The sequence below is a fragment of the Haloferax sp. DFSO60 genome, from assembly GCF_046557615.1.
Lineage (GTDB): Archaea > Halobacteriota > Halobacteria > Halobacteriales > Haloferacaceae > Haloferax.
Map to the genome: position 1 here is coordinate 1376888 of NZ_JBKIII010000001.1, position 20592 is coordinate 1397479.

At 60.8% G+C, this 20592-nt stretch carries 19 protein-coding genes; 3 read left to right on the forward strand and 16 right to left on the reverse strand.

Features of this window, described 5'->3' with window-relative positions:
• The first annotated feature begins 77 nt into the window (after window positions 1-77).
• The gene (argS, locus tag ACK509_RS07375; protein ID WP_410765832.1) at window positions 78-1841 is read left to right on the forward strand and encodes an arginine--tRNA ligase; all 1764 of its coding nucleotides are present in this window, start codon (window positions 78-80) and stop codon (window positions 1839-1841) included.
• Between the two features lie 18 nt (window positions 1842-1859).
• Here argS and ACK509_RS07380 read toward each other — a convergent pair whose 3' ends face one another.
• Entirely contained in the window at window positions 1860-1997 is a 138-nt protein-coding gene (locus ACK509_RS07380; protein ID WP_410765833.1) for a hypothetical protein, read from the reverse strand.
• 57 nt (window positions 1998-2054) lie between these two features.
• Window positions 2055-3875 carry a cell division ATPase MinD gene (minD, locus tag ACK509_RS07385; RefSeq protein ID WP_410765834.1) on the reverse strand — a complete coding sequence of 607 codons (1821 nt, stop codon included), beginning with the start codon at window positions 3873-3875 and terminating at the stop codon, window positions 2055-2057.
• 160 nt (window positions 3876-4035) lie between these two features.
• Here minD and prf1 point away from each other — a divergent pair, with 160 nt between their 5' ends.
• The gene (gene prf1 / locus ACK509_RS07390; protein WP_410765835.1) at window positions 4036-5280 is read left to right on the forward strand and encodes a peptide chain release factor aRF-1; all 1245 of its coding nucleotides are present in this window, start codon (window positions 4036-4038) and stop codon (window positions 5278-5280) included.
• A 75-nt stretch (window positions 5281-5355) separates the two neighbouring features.
• Here prf1 and ACK509_RS07395 read toward each other — a convergent pair whose 3' ends face one another.
• The 13 genes from ACK509_RS07395 to ahaH all read right to left on the reverse strand — a co-directional run bounded on the left by ACK509_RS07395 (window position 5356) and on the right by ahaH (window position 19265).
• Window positions 5356-6597: an MFS transporter gene (locus ACK509_RS07395; protein ID WP_410765837.1), complete on the reverse strand. Its 1242-nt coding sequence runs from the start codon at window positions 6595-6597 to the stop codon at window positions 5356-5358.
• A gap of 150 nt (window positions 6598-6747) precedes the next feature.
• Window positions 6748-7137, reverse strand: coding sequence for a DUF6276 family protein (locus ACK509_RS07400; RefSeq protein WP_410765838.1), 390 nt, complete (start codon window positions 7135-7137; stop codon window positions 6748-6750).
• Between the two features lie 54 nt (window positions 7138-7191).
• Window positions 7192-7881: a V-type ATP synthase subunit D gene (locus tag ACK509_RS07405; RefSeq protein ID WP_410765839.1), complete on the reverse strand. Its 690-nt coding sequence runs from the start codon at window positions 7879-7881 to the stop codon at window positions 7192-7194.
• Window positions 7882-7971: 90 nt separating this feature from the next.
• Complete coding sequence (locus ACK509_RS07410; RefSeq protein WP_410765840.1) at window positions 7972-9015, reverse strand: Brp/Blh family beta-carotene 15,15'-dioxygenase; 1044 nt, start codon at window positions 9013-9015, stop codon at window positions 7972-7974.
• Between the two features lie 68 nt (window positions 9016-9083).
• Window positions 9084-11060, reverse strand: coding sequence for a bacterio-opsin activator domain-containing protein (locus ACK509_RS07415; protein ID WP_410765842.1), 1977 nt, complete (start codon window positions 11058-11060; stop codon window positions 9084-9086).
• A gap of 134 nt (window positions 11061-11194) precedes the next feature.
• The gene (locus ACK509_RS07420; RefSeq protein ID WP_410765843.1) at window positions 11195-12607 is read right to left on the reverse strand and encodes an ATP synthase subunit B; all 1413 of its coding nucleotides are present in this window, start codon (window positions 12605-12607) and stop codon (window positions 11195-11197) included.
• Window positions 12608-12610: 3 nt separating this feature from the next.
• Window positions 12611-14371 carry an ATP synthase subunit A gene (locus ACK509_RS07425; protein WP_410765844.1) on the reverse strand — a complete coding sequence of 587 codons (1761 nt, stop codon included), beginning with the start codon at window positions 14369-14371 and terminating at the stop codon, window positions 12611-12613.
• 5 nt (window positions 14372-14376) lie between these two features.
• A complete protein-coding gene (locus ACK509_RS07430) occupies window positions 14377-14697 on the reverse strand; it encodes a V-type ATP synthase subunit F (RefSeq protein ID WP_410765845.1) in 321 nt (106 codons plus the stop codon).
• Complete coding sequence (locus tag ACK509_RS07435; protein WP_410765846.1) at window positions 14694-15740, reverse strand: V-type ATP synthase subunit C; 1047 nt, start codon at window positions 15738-15740, stop codon at window positions 14694-14696. Before ACK509_RS07435 ends, ACK509_RS07430 begins: the two co-directional genes overlap by 4 nt.
• Window positions 15737-16321: a V-type ATP synthase subunit E gene (locus tag ACK509_RS07440; protein WP_410765847.1), complete on the reverse strand. Its 585-nt coding sequence runs from the start codon at window positions 16319-16321 to the stop codon at window positions 15737-15739. Before ACK509_RS07440 ends, ACK509_RS07435 begins: the two co-directional genes overlap by 4 nt.
• A gap of 21 nt (window positions 16322-16342) precedes the next feature.
• Window positions 16343-16597: a F0F1 ATP synthase subunit C gene (locus tag ACK509_RS07445; protein ID WP_410765848.1), complete on the reverse strand. Its 255-nt coding sequence runs from the start codon at window positions 16595-16597 to the stop codon at window positions 16343-16345.
• 177 nt (window positions 16598-16774) lie between these two features.
• Window positions 16775-18928, reverse strand: a complete 2154-nt coding sequence (locus tag ACK509_RS07450) for a V-type ATP synthase subunit I (RefSeq protein ID WP_410765849.1) — start codon at window positions 18926-18928, stop codon at window positions 16775-16777.
• Between the two features lie 4 nt (window positions 18929-18932).
• Entirely contained in the window at window positions 18933-19265 is a 333-nt protein-coding gene (gene ahaH / locus ACK509_RS07455; RefSeq protein WP_410765850.1) for an ATP synthase archaeal subunit H, read from the reverse strand.
• Window positions 19266-19411: 146 nt separating this feature from the next.
• On the opposite strand from ahaH, the gene ACK509_RS07460 reads away from it, so the two are divergent.
• Window positions 19412-20035 carry a methyltransferase domain-containing protein gene (locus ACK509_RS07460; RefSeq protein ID WP_410765851.1) on the forward strand — a complete coding sequence of 208 codons (624 nt, stop codon included), beginning with the start codon at window positions 19412-19414 and terminating at the stop codon, window positions 20033-20035.
• A gap of 41 nt (window positions 20036-20076) precedes the next feature.
• On the opposite strand, the gene ACK509_RS07465 is transcribed toward ACK509_RS07460, so the two are convergent.
• Window positions 20077-20559, reverse strand: coding sequence for a type IV pilin (locus ACK509_RS07465; protein WP_410765852.1), 483 nt, complete (start codon window positions 20557-20559; stop codon window positions 20077-20079).
• Window positions 20560-20592 lie beyond the last annotated feature (33 nt).

Here is a 20592-nt window from a genome sequence, read left to right on the forward strand (position 1 = left end):
CATGAGGTTCGTGAGCGAACGCGCCTGCTCCGGGGCGTTCGGAAAGGCCTTTAGCCGACTGCCGTGAATCCGCGTGCATGTTCAGACAGTTCCGCGAGGAGGTTGAGACGGCGCTTTCTGCGGCGCTCTCGTCGCTCGACCTTCCCACCGACGACCTCGGAGTCGAGGAACCACCGGAGGACGTACCTGCAACGCTCGCCTCCAGCGTGGCGTTCCGACTCGCGGGTGTCGTTGGCGCTGCGCCACCCAAGATTGCTATCGACATCGCTGACGAAATCTCCGTCGAGGGCTACGACTACCTCGGCGCGGTCGATACCCAAGGCCCCTACGTGAACTTCCACGTTACGGACGCCTACTACGACGACACGCTCGAAGACGCGGCCGACGATATCGACTACGGCCACTTGCCATCGACCGGCGACAGCGTCGTCGTCGAACACACGAGTGCGAACCCGACCGGCCCAGTCCACGTCGGCCGTACTCGGAACCCTGTTATCGGTGACGCCGTCGCTAACCTGCTCGAATTCGCAGGCAACGACGTCGAACGCCACTACTACGTCAACGACGCCGGTCGCCAGATGGCCCTCTTCACGTGGGCCTACGAGACCTTCGACGAGGAGGACCTCGACGGCGAACCCGAACGCGACCGTATCGAATACGACCTCGTGCGCTACTACCGCAAGGGTAACGCCTACCTCGAAGAGGCAGACGAACCGGACGCAGAAGCCGCCGAAGAGAAGATTACGGCGATTCTGCAAGGTCTCGAAGAAGGCGACGAAGACACCTACGCCCGCGTCGAGAACGTCGTGGACCAAGTCCTCGGCGGCATGCGCGAGTGCCTCGAACGTCTCCCCGCCGAGTTCGACGAGTTCGTCAAAGAGACCCGCTTCATGTTCGACGGGCGCACCCGCGACCTCGCAGACCGCCTCAAAGAGACCGAATACGCCGTCTACGAAGAGGACGCCTGGCAACTCGAACTCGACGAGTACGGCTTCGAGAAGAACCTCGTCTTCCTCCGCTCCGATGACACCTCACTCTACACGACGCGCGACCTCGCGCACCACGAGTGGAAGTTCGACAACTACGACCGCGCCGTGACCGTCCTCGGCGAGGACCACAAACTTCAGGCTGGACAACTCCGCGCCGCCCTCGACATCCTCGGCAACGACGTGGACAAACTGGAGAACGTCATCTACTCGTGGGTCAATCTCCCCGGCGGCGAGACGATGTCCACTCGCCAAGGCACCGGCGTGATGCTCGACGACCTCCTCGACGAGGCAATCGCACGCGCCCGCGAAGAAGTCGAGATGCGCATGGAAGACCGCATCCGCGACGACGACCTCACCGAAGACGACGTCGAGCGCATCGCGCGACAGGTCGGTATCGGTGCGGTCCGATACGATATCGTCTCCAAACAGCCCGCGAAGGCAATCACTTTCGAGTGGGACCAGGCACTCAACTTCGAGGCTCAGTCCGCACCGTACATCCAGTACGTCCACGCCCGCTGTTGCGGTATCGTCAACGAAGCCGACGCCGCAGGCATCGACGCCAACGATATCGACCCCTCGGTACTCGACACGCAGGCCGAACGCGACCTCCTCCGCGTCGTCGCGCGGTTCCCAGCGGCCATCGAAGAGGCGGCTGACGACCTCGAACCCCACGCGATTGCGACGTTCGCCCGCGAGTTCGCAGAAGTGTTCAACAAGTTCTACCGCGAGTGTTCGGTACTCGATGCCGAACCCGAAGTCGGTGCGGCACGCCTCGCACTCGTCAAGGCATCCCGCAACACCGTGGCTAACGCGCTCTCGATTCTCGGCGTGGAAGCCCCGAACTCGATGTAACCGCGTTCGAGCGATTTTTTAGAAGAGGAGTGGGAGCGACGCCAGTGCCGAGATGAGCGACCCGCCGACGGCGAGGACGACTGCACCGCCCGCACCGAGCGCGAGGACTAGGAAAAGTACGATCCACCAGAATGGTATCGAATCGGATTCTGCCATACGAGGCCGTTCCACAGACGCGAATAAAAGGTCTCTCGTTTCGTCGGACGAGAGGAGTTAGCCGAGGAATCGGCTGAAAAAGCCCTTCTTCTTCTCTTTGGGTTCGTCGTCGTCCAACGACTCTATCTCCTCGACCAGCGACGTAGTGTAGACGCCATCTTCGTCCTCGTCTTCGGTCTCTTCGTCTTCGTGTTCGATGACCTCCGCCTCGGACGTAGTCGGTTCCGCCTCGGCGACGAGTGGTTCGTCGTTCTCGTCAGTGACTGCCGGTTCAGGCGTCTGTGATTCGGACTCCTGCGACGCCGAGTCGTGAGCGACAGTCTCGCTCTCGGATTTGACTGGTTCGTTTGGGTCGTTCTCGGCGGCTTGGTGGTCTGGTTCCGGGGTCGTTTCGGGCGTCGGGTCCGGAGCCGATTCCGTCGTCGTCTCCTCGTGAAGTGGCTCTCCCATCGGTTCGGCATCTGCCGCGAGGGGGTCGTCGGCCATCGACTCGGTGGGAGTAGAGTCGGGGGACGGACCGCCGGTAACGCTCGCAACGTCGTCTGCATCGGCGAGCGGACCGATATCATCGGTCGATTCGAGTGGGTCAGCCGCCAGTGGGTCTGGTTCGTCTTCGCTCGGCGCTGGCGCGGCTTCTGCCAGTGGGTCGTGCGCAGGTTCGGACTCCTGTGCAAGTTCGTCGGCGTCGGCCTCAACGTCGGCGGTGGCGGCGGCGGTAGCGGGTTCTTCGACCGGTTCATCGGTATCGTCGCCATCCGCGGCAGGTTCGGAAACCGACCCAGACGAGAACGGAATCGCATCCGCTTCAGAGAACTCATCTTCCTCGTCCTCGCCGTGTGACTCGGGGTTCGAATCGAACGAGAGCGACGGGGTTTCGGCTTCTGTCGTAGGTTCCGAGTCCGGCACAGACTCCGGCTCTTCGACCACTTCTGGGTCGGGTTCGGCAGCGGGTACTGGGTCCGACTCGGCGACGGCGTCGGGTTCTTCGACTGACTCAGAGAGAGAATCTTCCGCGTCGTCGTCAGCGTCGGCCTCAGCATCGCCGTCGTTCGTATCGTGGTCCATCTCGACCACGGTCTGTTCGGGCGTGGGTTCTGGGTCGGATGCCGTCTCGACAGTCTCAGCCTCGGCCACCGATTCGTCGTCCATCGATTCGTCCGATTGCGGTGCGGGGACCGGTTGGCCGATAAGCGCCTCTGCGAGCGCGCGGTAGCCTGCCGACGCGATACTGTCGGGTGAACGAAGCACTGCAGGTGCTTGGCTGTTGAGCGCCTCGCGGATTGCGGAGTCTTCGGGAACGACGGCGATGACGCCCGCATCGAGTCGAGAGGCGACTTCGTCGGCGTTCGGATTCGTCTGATCGACGCGCGTGAGGACGACACCGACCGTCTCTGCGCCGATTCGTTTGGCTAGTTGTCGCGTCTTTTCAGTGTCGCCGAGCGAACTGCGCTCGGTCGTCGAGACCAACAGCACCTCGTCGGCGAGTTTCATCGGGACGAAGGTGTCGTTACTCAGTCCCGCACCCGTATCGACGATGATGATGTCGTACTGAGATTCCAGCGAGGGAATAATCGATTCCAGTCCTGTCGATTCTGCCTTGGCGAACGCTTCGAGCGCCGGCGAACCCGGAAGAACATCGAGCCCGGCAGGACCCTCGTAAATCGCCTCAGAGACCGGCGAATCGCCGGTGAGTACGTCGTGGAGGGTCGTTCTGTCGGGTTCGACGCCGAGTGCGGACGCGAGATTCGGCATGCCAAGGTCGCCGTCGACGACGAGGACGTCGTGACCGGCCATCGCGAGGACGGTTCCGAGGTTGGCTGTCGTGGTCGTTTTTCCAACCCCGCCTTTCGCGCTGGCGACTGCGTAGACCCGTGCCATATTGCTACTGTCGAAATCCACCCGTGACAGGCACATAAAGGTTCTCCGACCATGGCACCGAACCGAGCCGACCACCGAATCGGCGGAAAACGTGGCGTATGATACCGAGAGACGCGACCAGTCAAAGGTTACTTAGCCACTGGCCGGACTATGTGGAGTAATGAGTAGCGACGCCGAGGAGGCGGGTGAAGAACGCCGGAAGTACGAATTCAAGAAGGTCATCGAAGACCTCAAAGAGTACGAAGGCTCCGGAACCCAACTCGTCACGATATACATCCCCGAGGACAAGCAGATTTCCGACGTGGTCGAACACGTCATCACGGAACACAGCGAAGCCTCGAACATCAAGTCCAAACAGACGCGAACGAACGTCCAAGACGCGCTTACGAGTATCAAGGACCGTCTGCGATACTACGACACCTTCCCGCCAGAGCGCGGTATCGTCATGTTCTCCGGCGCGGTCAACTCCGGCGGCGGACAGACCACGATGGTCACGAAGGTTCTCGATAGCCCACCAGAGCCGATTCAGTCGTTCCGGTACCACTGTGATTCGAACTTCCTCACCGGACCGCTCGAAGACATGCTCATGGACAAGGGCCTGTTCGGCCTCGTCGTCCTCGACCGCCGCGAGGCGAACGTCGGGTGGCTGAAAGGCAAACGCGTCGAACCGGTCAAGAGCGCCTCGTCGCTCGTCCCCGGCAAACAGCGAAAGGGTGGTCAGTCCGCCCAGCGTTTCGCCCGTCTGCGCCTCGAAGCCATCGACAACTTCTATCAGGAAGTCGCAGGCATGGCCAACGACCTGTTCGTCCCCAAGCGCCACGAGATGGACGGCGTCCTCGTCGGCGGCCCATCGCCGACCAAAGACGAGTTCCTCGATGGCGACTACCTTCACCACGAGATTCAGGACCTCGTCGTCGGCAAGTTCGACGTCGCCTACACCGACGAATCCGGCCTCTACGACCTCGTCGATGCCGGACAAGAGGCTCTCGCCGACCAGGAAGTCATCAAGGACAAAAAGCAGATGGAGGAGTTCTTCGAGAAACTCCACCGCGGCAACGAGTCCACCTACGGGTTCGAAGCGACGCGAAAGAACCTCGTCATGGGCTCTGTGGACCGACTCCTCATCTCCGAGGACCTTCGTAAGGACGTCGCCATCTTCGACTGCAACGGCCAAGACGAGTACGAACTCATCGACCAGCGCCACAGTACGCCCTCCCACGAGTGCGAGGACGGCGGTGAGGCGGAACTCAAAGAACGCGAAGACGTCATCGAGTTCCTGATGAATCTCGCCGACCAGCGCGGAACGGAGACCAAGTTCATCAGCACGGACTTCGAGAAAGGCGAACAACTCTACGACGCCTTCGGCGGTATCGCCGGAATCCTTCGCTACTCCACCGGCGTCTAAACACGCTCTCCTCGGCGTTTTTCTCTTTCGCAGCGAGAGACCGGAGACACCAGTCTCGATACGGTTTGCCTCCAGTCAGCGAACGTTCGGAACGAAGTGACCAGTCTCTCGACGGACGCCACCGAGTAGAATCACGGCCGCGACGATAGGCAACACCGCACAGGCGAGATAAATCGGCGAGAAGCCGATGGTATCGATTAGTGGGAGAGTGACGATTGGGCCGAATCCACCGCCGATGTCGCCGAAGACGTTGCTCGTCCCGACGGCGCGACCCATCTCGTCGTCGGGGATGAGGTCACCCAACAGCGCCATCAACGGCCCGCTCGTCCCGCCCTGTCCGATGCCAATACACAGACACGCGAGGGCTAACGACAGGTTCGAGTCCGCAAACGTGAGCAAGACGAATCCGAGCGACGTCGCTCCCAAAAAGCACAGTAACGTCGGAATACGCGACCCACGCTGGTCGCTCACGTAGCCGCCGAAGTACATCGAAACGCCCGCCGCGACGACGGTGAGACCCATGAAGATACCCGACGAGCCCTGGGCGTCGAATCCCAAGACGCTGAGGTCGTTCTGGTTGAGAAACAACACGAGCGTGGCGAACAGCGCACCGATATAGACGAACAGAACCGAGAAGTTCACCAATCCGACGGTGAGTGCGGGGAGACTGGTGTTGATATCCCACGGTTTGACCGATTTGTTCTGTCCCGATTCGACGTGCGTCTCGGGAACTGTCACGTACGCGACGATGCTGGCGAGAAAGGCGAAGACGGTGGCGACGCCGAATGCAGTGACCGTCGTGGTGAGTTCGCTCACGACGCCACCGATGACCACGCCGGTCGGGAACCCGAAGAGGACGCCGCCTCTGATGAGTCCCATGTTCGTCCCCCGTGACCCGTCGTCGCTCACGTCGGCGGCGATGGTGTAGGCAGTCGCAAAGACGAGCGCACTTCCAGCACCCCACAGTAGACGAGCGGTGAGAAACCACGCTTCGGGGAGCGGCGAAACCATCGCGAGTACGTAGCCGAACGTGGCGAGTCCTTGGATGAACATGCCAACCACGAAGGGCGTACGTGTCCCGATTCGGTCCACGAGACTCCCGGCAGGAGCGTTTGCGACCAACCGCGAGAAGCGATTCGCACTCAGGATAATCCCCACGAGAAACGGCGAGATGCCGAGGACAGCCCCGAGATTCGGCAATATCGGGAAGATAACTCCCCCACCGAATCCGATGAAGAACGTGCTGACGATGACTGCACCGAGGACGACGCGGGTTTCGTCCGCGACGCCACCGATTCGACTGCGCACGCTCACCATCGCAGTTCGTCCGGAGGCCCGAAGGTGACGCACGCAAATTCGGTCGCGATTCGATTCATCTCTGCCACTGGTTACGCAAACACACTAAAAGGGGTTCGGAAGTGTGTCTGTCGTGGTCGGAGGTGACCGACTCGTCTCGATGTTACCTCCTCACGAATCGAGAAACGAATCAAGTTGTGTAGTTCGACGCTCGATGTCGAAGTGCGCCGCTGGGACTGAATCGTCCAGCCGAGCTAATGCGAGATGCACGTCCACACCTTCTGCTTCCGCGTATTCGAGACACGAGACGATAGCCGCACGGTTGAGCGCGAGCGAATCGAGCATCCCAATCACGAGCGCCAACGCCGCGCCGCCGTCGGTAGCAGGAACAATCTCCGCGAGTGGCCGGTTCGAATCGGTCGTGACAGGAGCGTCGCTCGCGTGTACGCGAAGACAGTCACCACAGAGTGCGACTCGGTCAGTATCGTCGGGTGCGTGCGCAGACAGTTCCTCGGGAACGGCAAAGACGGCCGTGTCACCACCACACATTGGACAAGACATAGCGAGGGCTACGAGGTGGGTGGTGAAAATCGATTGGGAGAGAGATAGAGAGCGTTAGTTCGCGGCGGCGGCTTCGGCTTCCGCTTCTGCCTCTGCTTCCTTGCGGGCTTCCTTCTCTTCTTCTTCCTTCTTCGCCTTGATCTTCTTCATCCGGAAGATTTCCTCGCGCTCCTGTTCTTCGAGTTTCTGCTCGATGAACTCTTGGTTCTCGTAGAGTTCGGGGAGGAGTTTGAATTCGAGCGCGTTGACACGGCGCTTCGTGGTCTCGATCTCTTCGAGCATCTTCTTCATCGCCGTCTCGACCTCTGCGGCGAGGATGACTGCTTCGAGGAGTTCCTCGTAGGCGTCGGCGGCCTCGTCGATGCGGGCCGAAGAGCCGAGGAGACCGTAGCCACGCTGGTCGAGGCTCTTCTTGACGCGCGAGGACTCGATTTGCGGGACGACGACACCCATGATGTTCTTCGACTGCGTCGTGATTTCTGGGTACTCCTTGAGCGCGGCGGCGGCACCGCGAACGGCGACGTCGCCCTCCATGGCGCGCGCCATGTTGATCGTGTCCTGTGCGTGGTCGTAGGCCCCGTTGAGGTTGGCGCGCACGTCCTGCGCCTGGTCGAGGATGTCCATGAATTCCATGATGAGACCGTCTCGCTTCTGTTCGAGCGTGTCGTGACCTCGCTCGGAGAGTTCGATGCGATCCTCAATCGCCATCAGATTTTTGCGAGTCGGCTTGACGTCTTCGGCCATCGTTGGCGGGGGTTGTTCTTCTGTGGTGTTAATCTTTTACTGTCGCGCTCGTGCGTGCGAAGCCTTCAGGGCAAAATTCGAGGTCGAATCTCACCAGATGTGCTGTATTTTGTCTAGCCACGTGACAATTATCGTGTGAGGGAGGGTGAAGACGGCGAGCAAGACGAGGTAGGCGTCCGCGAGGTCTTGCATCGACCCGAGTTGTGTCGGGACAGCAACCGCGAGCAGTGCGAAGATGACGAGCGCACCAACCGTCATCGGTATCGCGTCGATGCCGAGTTTCAGTGCGGCAGTGCCGATTCGACCATCGCGGAGCGGCCCCGCAGTCCGGTCGTCGAGTAACGCAATCCGCGCGAGATGCCGCGTCGAGTGCCACAGCGGGAAGTACACTCCCAGTGCGACGATGGGTGGCAAGACGACAAAGAGCAGTATCAACAACGCCGTCTCGGTGAGGTCGTAGTACCACGAGCGACGCGTCTCGGCATCGACGACGCCGAGGCGACCAGCGAACAACGCAGTCAACGTCAGCGCGGTGAATCCGATTCCGAGCGCGGTCCGAAAGGTGGGTGCGGTCAACCACGTCAGTGAGAGAGTCGGGTCGAACAGTTGAACGACGGCAGTTGCGGCTTCTCGATACGTCACCGGGTGGGCGATAATCGGAACGAGAAGCGGAATCGCGCCGCGTGCAGTCGCGACGAATACCCGCTGGAGTCGCGTGTCGAGGTGGGTTCGCTCGACTAAGAGAACGAGCGGAAACAGGTCTCCAGTCCCCCAGTGAAACCACGTCAAGAGGAGGAACGTGACGAACGCGAGCGTCGGGGCGGTAAACCAGACGGCGGCGTAGGCAGTCGCGAAGAGTGCATACAATAACCCAACCACTGCGAGCGAGCGCACCGAGAGGTTGGTGCCGCGTTCGCGAGGGAGCGTCACGTGGTCGAGCGCGCCGTGCGGGAGACCGAAGATGACCATACTCAAAAGCAACGGGACGTAGCGATACTCCGACGGAAGTGTCCCACCGACTGACCACAAAAGGGTGGCAACCGCGACGACGAGCCACGTATATTCGAAGATAAGCCGTGCAACACGGCGTGTTTCACCGGGCGGTTGGGTCTCGGGTTGCGCAGTGACTGCCACCAAATACTCACTCGAAAAATCGGATGTATTCCTGAACAATAAAGAGCGACGTCAAGACCAGCCACAAGTTAGCTTGGCGTGGCTTCGAAAAAGTGCGAGACGAGTTTTCGCTCTGCGGCCCGCAGGTGTTGGTGGTACGTCGCCCGTGAGATGTTCATCGTCGCCGCGAGTTCGTCACCAGTGATGCCGTGCGGCCAGTCGAAAAACCCGCCGAGGTAGGCGACCTGGAGGGCGGCGTACTGTCGCGGAGTGAGTTCGTCACCGAGTTCCGAGACGAACTCTCTACGGGTCTGTGGTGGGGTTTCACGCTCTCTGACTGCGCGGAGTTCGATGTCACCGTGGTCGGTTCGGAGGTCGTCGAGCAGTGCGCGCCCAACAGCGCGGTCAGAAACGACAACCATCACCCGACACCCATCTTCGTCGGCAACGAGGTCGAACAGTCGCCCGCCGCTGTCTGCGATTTGTTCGATTACCGACCCCGATTCGAGTCGAATTTCTGCGAGCCCTGCACCGTCGCGCTGGACGAGATTCGTCACCGACTGAATCCCAGAAATAGAGTCGCTCAGGTCGTCAAGTCTGTCTGCTGGCGTCATCGAAACGAAGAGACTCACCGTGCCGTCGTCGTGCGAAACAACGCCCTCGTATTCGAGTCGGCATTCCACGAGCGAGGCGAACTCGACGAGCGGTTGCATCGGCTCGAGCAGGTCGATTTCGAGTTCGACCACCGCGTTCGAGAGCAACGTGCGCCGACTCTCGAAGGCGTCGATGGCCGCACCGACCGCCCGACCGAGCGTTCCGAAGACGACGTACACGTCGTCTTCGATGGCGTCATCGTCGGCGTAGACACAGAGGACGCCGTAAAGCGTCTCGCGGTGGACTAGCGGCACTGCAATTACACCCGAAAATGGGACGTTCGCGTCGGGGTGTATTCCACCAGTCGGGTCGTACGCGGTCTGGACAGTCTGTGTTCTGACGGCCTCAGCGACCGGGTCCGCATCGTCGCGGTCGATACGTAACGTCGTCAGCGAATCGGTGTCCGTTCCGCACCACACCGATGGGACGATAGCGTCGGGAGAGAGGTCCAATCCACCAATCCACGCGCTGGCAAACTCGGGTGTCGCCGCGACTTGGTTACAGACGGATTGCTCCAGTTCGGCGCGTGACTCGGCCCGGACGAGGACGCTCGTCACGTCTTCGAGCAAACCTTCGATGTGTTCGACGAGACGTTGGAGTCGGGCGCGCTCGGTTTCGACTTCGGCGGCGTAGCGTGCGGCGTCCTCTTCGGCGCGAACGCGCTCGGTGATGTCGGTCTGGAATCCGACGAAGTGGGTGACGTCGCCCCTCTCGTCACGAATCGGGGCGAGGTCGATACGGTTCCAGAACGACGTGCCATCGCGCCGGTAGTTGACGAGTTCGACCGAAGCCGGAGTTTCGGCGTTCACGGCCTCACGAAGTTCGGCGACGTGTTCTAAGTCGGTTTCGGGGCCTTGCAAGTACCGGCAGTTGCGACCCAACGCCTCGGTGGGTCCGTAGCCAGTCATCGACTCGAAGAAGTCGTTGATGTAGACGAGCGGTTGGTCAGGAAGCGACGCGTCGGCAAGTGAGATACCGACCGGCGCGGCGTCCATCGAGCGCTCTTTGAGGTCTTCGGTGATTCGCTCGCTCGCAGATTCGTGGTCGCGTCGCCAGGTGACCACGCTCTCGATTCGGTCGGGCAGGCGTGCGAACACGTTTGTCTCGGTTATCGGGACGACATCCGCCGCCCCAGCATCGAACGCCGCGGCGACACTGAGGTCGCTGTCGAGCGGTTGGACGACGACGACCGGCACGTCGGTGAGTTCGGCGAGGGTAGTTTCGATTCGCGCTCGGTCGTCGCTGGCGACGACGACGCACTCGGGTGGGTCGTTGGCAAGGCGTGAGTGAACGTCGGCAACCGACGCGACAATCTCCGGCGACAGCGGCGACAAGACGCCCTCGACCCGGTCGCGATACGGGGCATCCACGAGTGCGACGACGCGAATCGGGATGCCGTGAGAACTGCGCATACCGGGGACACGTCATCGGTGAATAAGGTTCTATGTGGCGACGGAGACGGCGACGACAGCGGCGGTGTCACTTCCTGCTGTTGGTCGCAAACGCTGTCGCTCGCGGCGTCGATAAAGAGAAAGAAACTGTGAGATTACGCTTCGGCTTCGACAGCGTCGGCGTCTTCTTTGTAGTACTCTTCGATGAGCTCTTCGTCGATACGGTTGAGCTCCGTCTTCGGCAGCGTCGAGAGGAGGTCCCAACCGATGTCGAGCGTCTCGGCAATCGGGCGGTCGGTGTCGTAGCCCTGATTGACGAACTCCTCTTCGAAGCGCTCGGCGAAGTCGAGGTACTTGTTGTCGCGCTCGGAGAGTGCTTCACGACCGACAATGTTCACGAGGTCGCGAAGGTCTTCACCCTCTGCGTACGCCGCGTACATCTGGTCGGAGACGTCGGCGTGGTCCTCACGGGTGAGGCCCTCACCGATACCGTCGTCCATGAGACGCGACAGCGACGGCAGCACGTTCACCGGTGGACGGAGACCCTGACTGTTGAGGTCACGGTCCATCACAATCTGACCCTCGGTAATGTAACCGGTCAGGTCAGGAATCGGGTGCGTGTCGTCGTCACCGGGCATGGTGAGAATCGGAATCTGCGTCACAGACCCTTCACGACCCTTGATACGACCTGCACGCTCGTAGAGCTGTGCAAGGTCAGTGTACATGTAACCGGGGTAACCACGGCGACCCGGAACCTCTTCACGGGCCGCACCGATTTCGCGGAGTGCCTCACAGTAGTTCGTCATGTCCGTGAGGATAACGAGGACGTGGTAGTCCTTCTCGAACGCGAGGTACTCTGCGGTGGTGAGTGCAAGACGCGGCGTGACCGTCCGCTCGACTGCGGGGTCGTCCGCGAGGTTCATGAAGACGACAGAGCGTTCGAGTGCGCCCGTGCGCTCGAAGTCTTCCATGAACTCGTTTGCCTCTTCTGCGGTGATACCCATCGCGCCGAAAATCACTGCGAATTCGGAGCCTTCGTCGTCGTCCCCCTCGCCTTCTTCAGGCACCGTTGCCTGACGAGCAATCTGCAGTGCGAGGTCGTTGTGCGGAAGTCCAGAGCCCGAGAAGATCGGGAGCTTCTGGCCACGCACGAGCGTGTTCATCCCGTCGATCGAGGAGACACCCGTCTGAATGAACTCTTCGGGGTACTCGCGCGAGAAGGGGTTGATTGCAGCGCCGACGATGTCGTGACGCTCGTCGGGGACGATGTCTGGGCCGCCGTCGATCGGCTGGCCGGACCCGTCGAGCACGCGACCGAGGAGGTCCTCGGTCACGGGCATCTTGAGCGTCTCTCCGAGGAACTTGACGGACGCGTTCCGGTCGATACCAGTCGTACCTTCGAACACCTGAATCGCGACGAGACCCTCGCTGGATTCGAGGACCTGTCCACGCTTGGTCTCGCCTTGCGGCGTCTCGATTTCGACGATTTCGTCGTAACCGATCGGCTCGTCGACTTCGGCGAACACCAGCGGGCCGCTGATTTCGGTGATAGTTTGGTATTCTTTCATGGTTCAGTACAGTGCGCGGAGTTGCTCCGTAATCTCATCTTTGAGGTCCTCGATGAACGCATCCCAGTCTTCCTGGACACCGATACGGTTCAGCTGTGGCGCGGCGTCGATGGACTGAATTTCTTCGACGGTGACGCCGGCTTCGAGTGCCTTGAACGCCTCGTCGTTGAACGTGTGGATGGCGGTGAGGATACCGTAGGTCTTCTCCGGTTCACAGAACGTGTCCGTCGGGTGGAACGCGTTCTGCTGGAGGTACGCCTCACGAAGGTAGCGAGCGACTTCGAGCGTCAACTGCTGGTCCTCCGGGAGTGCGTCCTTACCGACGAGCTGAACGATTTCTCGCAGCTCGGCCTCTTCGTCGAGTACGTCGACGGCCCACTGGCGCTCTTCTGGCCAGTCGTCCTTGACGTTCTCGACGAACCACGGGTCAAGCTGGTTCTGGTAGAGCGAGTAGGACTCGTTCCAGTTGATAGCCGGGAAGTGACGACGCTCTGCGAGGTCTGCGTCGAGTGCCCAGAAGGTCTTGACGATACGCAGGGTGTTCTGCGTCACTGGCTCGGAGAAGTCGCCGCCCGGCGGCGACACTGCGCCGATAACCGAGACGGAACCTTCCTGACCGTTGATGGTCGTGAAGTAGCCTGCGCGCTCGTAGAACGCGGAGAGACGTGCCGAGAGGTACGCGGGGTACCCTTCTTCACCGGGCATCTCCTCGAGACGCGAGGAGATTTCGCGCATCGCCTCTGCCCACCGGGAGGTGGAGTCGGCCATCAGCGCGACGTCGTAGCCCATGTCACGGTAGTACTCCGCGATGGTGATGCCGGTGTACACACACGACTCGCGTGCTGCCACAGGCATGTTGGACGTGTTCGCGATGAGGCACGTCCGAGCCATGAGCGGGTTGCCCGTCTTCGGGTCGTCGAGTTCCGGGAAGTCCTCGATAACCTCGGTCATCTCGTTACCGCGCTCACCACAGCCGACGTAGACGACGATGTCTGCGTCAGCCCACTTGGCGAGCTGGTGCTGAGTGACAGTCTTCCCGGAGCCGAACGGACCCGGAATTGCGGCCGTTCCACCCTTTGCGATGGGGAACAGACCGTCGAGAATACGCTGACCCGAAACGAGGGGTTCGCGGGGCGTCTTCTTGTCTTGGGATGGGCGGGTACGACGAACCGGCCACTCCTGGTGCATGGTGACTTCTTCGCCGTTGTCGAGTTCGACGACTGCCTCGGTGACAGAGAACTCGCCTGCCTCGATTGCGACGACTTCGCCGCCTTCGAAGTTTGGCGGGACCATGACCTTGTGCTCGATGGTGACCGTCTCGTCGACGGTACCAACGATGTCACCAGGTTCGACTTCGTCGCCTTCGGAGACGACGGGTTCGAATTCCCATTTCTTTTCGAGGTCGATACCGGGTGCGTCAACACCACGGTCGAGGAATGCCGAGTCCATCTTGGACTCGAGCACGTCCAGCGGACGCTGGACACCATCATAGATGGCGTCGAGCATGCCGGGACCCAGGTCGACGGTCAGCGGTTCGCCCGTGTTTTCGACGGGTTCGCCGGGACCGACACCGGAGGTCTCCTCGTACACCTGAATGGTCGTGAGGTCGCCCTCGATTTCGATGACTTCGCCCATCAGCCCTTCATTTCCGACGTACACAACGTCGTTCATACGGGCGTCAAGGTCGCGGGCGATCACGACCGGACCACTCACGCTTGCGATGATGCCGTCTTCGCGGACGGAATCTTGTGTTGCCTGACTCATTGTTGTTATTCGTCCATCAGATCGATACCGATTGCTCTCTTGATCTGGTCGCGGAGGCCGCTTGCGCCACCAGACCCGCCGAGCGTCACGAGTGTCGGCTCGATACTGCGTTCGACGGACTGGCGGACACCGCGCGAGAGGTAGTCGAGGTCGTCTTCGTGCATCACGATGATGCCGACGTCCTCGTCCTCGAGCGTGCGGGTCACAGCTCCGTCGAGTGCTTCGGACTTCTCGTCGTCCGGGACATTCTCACACTTGCGGACACCCGCAAGGCGGAAGCCGGTCGTAAAGTCCGAACTGCCAATTACTGCGATTTCCTGGCTCATAGGATGACCAGTTCCTCCTCGATTGCATCGGGGTCAAGCCCGGCCTCGCGGCCACGAGCGATAGCCCGAATGTTGTCTACCTCGCGCTGCTTGGCGAGGATATACGAGATGATTGGTGTGACCGAAAGTGGGTACACGTGCCCGAGGGAGTCTGCGTACTTCAAGAGCGCCGCGTCGAGGGCGCGCTCGAAGCCGATGAGACTGTCTGCCTCTTCGAGGTCAGCGAGTACACCGGAGAGTCGGTCACCGTAACGACTGTCTCGAATCTTCGAGACCAGTTCGTTCGGGTTGTTTGCCAGCGCGGCGAGTTCGCTCGCACGGAACAGGGTGCCGCCCTGAATGAAGTATTCGACAGGGTCGAGGTCGGCACCGCTGCGTGCGATACGAAGTGCGTTGCGGGCGTTACGGAAGTCGATTTCCGCTTCGAGGAACTCGCGGTACTGCTGTGCCTCTTCGCCGACGACGAGGCCTTCGAGCAGTTGCTCGTAGAAGGCGCGGTCGATGGCGTTTTCCAACGGCACGAGAACGCCGACGTTCTCGTAGTCGTCGAAGGCGGCCGCGAGACCATCGCCGAACATCGTCCCCGAGAGAATCTCGATGACTTCCTCGATTTCGACTGCGTCGAGCAGACGAGAGAGGAGGCGGTCATCGAACTCACCGGCGCGAATCAGGTCGGCTTCGACCGTGTCGCGGTCGGTCTCGGAGTAGATGCCACGGATGATGGTCTTGACGTTCCACGCGTCGAACTTCCGAAGGTACCGAGCGATGAGACCGTAGAGCGAGCCGTCTGCCCAGCTAAGGATGTCGTTGTACTGCTTCGCCAGATTCTGGTTCAGCCCGTATTCGATGAGGTCAACGCCGGAGAAGCGACTCCCCAGTGCGTTGATCTCACGTTCGTACTCAGACTCCTCCATAAAGCGGGCAATTTCGGCTGGCCCCATACGGACCAGTTTGCGGTACTCTTCGTCCCCGAACAGGGCACTGCGTCGCGCTCGAACACGAGCGATTACGTATTCTGGATTCGAGCCGCCTGCAGTACTCATTGGTCGTCGAATAGTCGCGTGCTCACTTCCTTCAGATTGTCCTCCCAGAGACTGTCGAGGACCGAGTCGAAGGTGTTGTTCACTCGAACGCGCGAGTTCGCGCCCTCGACCACGACGCCACCGAGGCAGTCGCGCTCACCGGACAGTTCGTAACCGTCGTAGTCGGCGAGGATGGTTTCGAGGAGGTCGGCGTCGTCTGCACGACCGTAGACGGAGACTTCGTCTTCGTCTTCGAATTCGACCGATGCCGCGTCGAGAAGCGTACGGGTCAGCTCCTCACGTCGGTCGCCTTCGAGGTCGGCAAGTTCGCTTTCGACCTGAGAGCGGACGCGCTCCAGCACGTCACGGCGGGCACCGAGTCGAGCCTGCTTGGCTTCGAGTTTGGCGCTCGAGACTGCCTGTTCCCGCTCGCGTTCGAGCTGGCGTTCGACAGCGGCCTCACGCTCTTCGACGAGCGCTTCGGCTTCGGCTTCGGCTTCGGAGCGAATCTCTTCGGCTCGCTCCTCACCGCTCTCTTTGATTTCCTCCGCACGTGCGCGGGCTTCTTCTCGGATATCCTCAACGACGTTGTCCAAACTCATGATGGGAAAGGAAGGGGTGGTTTAGACCAGGAAGACAACGACCAGCGCGAGAATGACGAGCGTCTCGGGAAGGACCGTCAGAATCAGTCCGTTAACGAAAAGAGACTCGTCTTCTGCGATGGCTCCCATTGCGGCGGAACCGATGCCACGCTCTGCGTAGCCTGCGCCGAAAGCGGCGAGGCCAACGGCGAGAGCCGCGGCGGCGGAGGCGGTAAGGGCGGGACCGGATGCTTCACTCTGCAGTGCAGTCATGAGGGGTTCAATTGCTTCGATCATTGTGTGTTCCTAAGTACCGGATTGTCGTCTCCGAACGTTCGTATGTGTAGCAAGGCGTCTCATAAAGGTTCCCAAAATCTTCGGGAAAAACGGGTCCCTCGGCCCGTCTATCCGGTTTCTCAGAAAAGCGGCGTCGCTAACTGGACGAAATAGAAAAAAGTGGTGTTCGAGTGAGTGTCAGTCTTCGGTGGTGAACGTCCGTTCGTAGCCGAACGGTTCGTACTCGCGGCCGCCACCCTCGAAGAACTTGCCGAAGAACTCGACGTACTCGAGACGCACTGCCTGCAGACCGGCGCTCGTGACACCGAGTGCGAGGACGAGTGCGTGGCCGAGGACGAGGACGAGGAGTCCGCCAACCAGCCCTGCTGCACCGGAGTGCATCAGACCGGGGAACAGGATGACTGCTCCTTCGTAATGTTCGAGCGCGTACTCCGGCCCGTAGTTGAGCAGGAAGTGGAACTCGCCGTGGTGTTCGTACGCCCCGAAGAACAGCAGGTTGACTGCGAACGCCATTCCGGCCTTCGCGAGCAACACTGCGGCAAGACGAGTGTACGACAGCACGTTCGAGAGGACGCTGATGAACTCGACGAGTTCTGCGGGCTCAGCCATCGCGAGGAGCGCGAGGCCGAGGAAGAACGCACCGAGACCAGCCCAGCCGACGATTGCCGGGAAGCCGGTGAACCCGATTGGGAGGACACCGCCTGCGGCGAACGTCGTGAACAGGAAGCGCGGTGGGATGTCACCGAGCGCGGGGCTGTAAATCCAAATCCACAGACCGTTGAGCATCAGAATCCACGAACCGGCTTCGAGGACTGCGTCTTTGACACCGTGGAGGTTCGTCCGGTCCACGAAGTCGAAGATGTACCCGATGTTCAGGTGAAGGATACCGACCATGACGCTCACGGTGAGCCAACCGAGTGCCCAGTCTGCGGTCGCTGGCGAGAGACCCTTCTCGATGGGCGGGTGTTCGAGGCCGAGCGTTCCGACCCAGAAGTACTCCGTGATGAGGTGCAGGCCGAAGATTTCACCGTAGAGGATACCGAACAGCATGGTGGACACACCGGCCGCGATGGTGACGCCACCCATGCTCTTGAACGCGTCACTGTCGAAGTTCGCGTACAGATAGTATCCGATTGCGGTGTAGATAAGCCCGTACCCGAGGTCCCCAATCATGAACCCGAAGAACGCCGGGAACGTGAGGAAGAGGATAACCGTCGGGTCGAGTTCGTGGTAGTTCGGTCGGCTGACTGCCTGGACGAGCAGTTCGAACGGCTTGACCGCACCACTGTTCTCTTGAACCACTGGTGGTTCGTCGTTCGCCATCGTGACGACGCCACCGTCGGTCGCCGCGGCGGTGCCGCCAGTCTCAGCGACGCTTTCGGTCGCGTGGTCGTGGCCGTCGTGGGTGAACTGCGCGCGTTCGAGTTCTTCCACGTCGATTCGCTCGCCAACGGCGTCCTTCAGCGCGCTCGCGAAGGCGTTGTAGTCGCCGGTTGGAATCCAGCCTTCCGCGACGAACGCGTTTTCGGTCGTCGCAAAGGAGAGCGGTGCCTCGGTCTTCTGCACGTCGATTGCGAGGCGCTCTTCAGCAGCGAGCAGGAATTCGCCTTCTTCGACTTTCAGGTCGTCGAGTTCGGACTCGACGGTGTCGAGTTTCGATTCGAACTCGCGCTTGTCCTGTTCGAGGTCACGGATGTGTTCTTCGGGGCTTCCCGAAGCGTCCGGAATTTCGAGCGTCGTGAACTCCGTTCCGACGAGCGCGTCGATGAGTGCCGTCTCCGATGCACCCGAAATGGGGTGTGCGAAGATGGCGTGTGTTTTCTCGCCCGAGAACACTTCGAACGTGTCGATGTCGTCGGCGTCGAGGACAGCGCGCTCGACGGCGTCGAGTTTGCCTTGGCCGACGACGACTTGGAGCGAGTCGTATCCCGACAGCAAGTCGAGGTCGAGACCGAGGTCAACGTAGGGCTCCATCGCGTCGATTTCTTCTTCGACGTCACGGAGTTTCCCTTCCAGTTCCGAGCGTCGGTCGTCGAGGGAGTTGACCTTCTCTCGAATCTCTTCGAGAGGTTCGCCGAGCGCGTCGTCAGGGACGATACGCTGACGGCCAGCGTCGTTCGCTTCGACGCCGAGGATACTCTTGAGCGACCGGACGGTGACGAGTTTGTCCGACGCCGACTCTGCACCCTCGATTGGGTTACCGGAGTCGAAGCCGTACTCGTCTTGCCAGGAACCGTCGTACTCGGAGACGTGGAGCAGTTTCAGCTCATGAAGCGCCTCAATGACCTCGGACATGATGCCCTTGGAACCGGTCACCGAGACCTTGCTCATTTGTTCAGGTCTGAGCATTCACCGCCTCCTCGAACGTACTGATGGCGTACTCGACCGCATCGTCAATGCGGCTTTCCGCCTCTTCAATTAGTTCGTCGCGGGCTTCTTCACCCTCTTCACGGATGCGCGCACGCTCTTCCTCGATGTCTTCACGACCTTCCGCTAAGCGCTCCGACTCGAGTTCGTTCGCTTCATCTTCGGCTTCAGAGCGAATCTCGTCCGCCTCGCGGCGTGCCTCCGCGACGAGCTCCTCACGTTCGGCCTCGGCCTTTTCAACGATGTCGTCGGCCTCCTGCTCGACCGATTTGATTTCTTCGAGAACCTCTTGTCTCGGCATACTCGTATCACAGGAACGTTGCACGAGCGCCGTATAAGGTGTTTGCGGAAAGTTGCTGACACGGAGTGAGCGACCGCGCCGGTATGGGAACGAACGTGCGCGATGAATCCGCACCGTTATCATGAGTGAGTCCTAACCCCGCGCCAATGGGAGTCCTCGAAAACAAAGCGCGGGCGCGCCTGTTCTACAAGTATCTCTCGAAGGTGTACGACCAGGTCAACCCCTTTATCTGGAACGAGGAGATGCGCGACGAGGCACTCGAACTGCTCGACATCCAGCAGGGCGACCGCGTCCTCGACGTTGGCTGTGGCACCGGCTTCGGCACTGAAGGCCTGCTTCGCTACACGGACGACGTACACGGCCTCGACCAGAGTATCCACCAGATGCAGAAGGCGTGGAAGAAGTTCGGTAAGAACGACGAAGTTCGATTCTACCGCGGCGACGCCGAGCGCCTGCCGTTTGCCGACGACTCGTTCGACACCATCTGGTCGTCGGGCTCTATCGAATACTGGCCGAACCCCGTGACCGCACTCGAAGAGTTCCGCCGCGTCGTCAAGCCAGGGAACAAAGTCCTCGTCGTCGGCCCCGACTACCCGAAGACCGGTCTCTTCCAGAAACTCGCTGACGCAATCATGCTGTTCTACGACGAAGAAGAGGCCGACCGCATGTTCCAAGACGCAGGCTTCGTCGATATCGAACACCACATCCTCCAGCGACAACCCGGTAGCCCGCGCGCTATCGTGACTGTCGCACGCGCCCCCGAAGAGTAAGTACACGCTCCGCGTTTTCCGCACAGTAACGAGTCGTTCGCTCACCCAACAGTCGCTCGGAGCGACGCGATTTGTGCGTCGCCTTGGAAGACCCGAACCACGACTTCTGACCCCGATTCGATTGTTGGCGCGTTCGTCCCCGCCAGTTCGAAACTCGCGGTTTCACCGACGGTCCACGTCGAGTCCGACGCAGCGTTGAACGGCCCGGTTGGACCGGGAGAGAACCCACGAGTAGCGAAGAACGGAATCGGTGGTTGATACCGCAGTGGGGTTCCGTCCACCGAGAGAGTAAGCCGAAGCGACCGAACGTCGAGCGGTGGCCCTGCCTCGTGTGTGAACGCAATCGTCTGCTCAGTCACGTCGAGCGAGAGCGCCACTGGTTGTGACGGCGACGGCGTCGATGCCGCCATCTCCAGTGCCATCACACCGACGACACTCGAAAGGACGACCACCGTGCCGACGAGCAAGACGACACCGAAGACCGGTGAGAGACCACGGGTTGCCGACGAAACGTTCCGTACCATCGGGTCGGCATGGCTGCGTCTTCGGTGATGAAG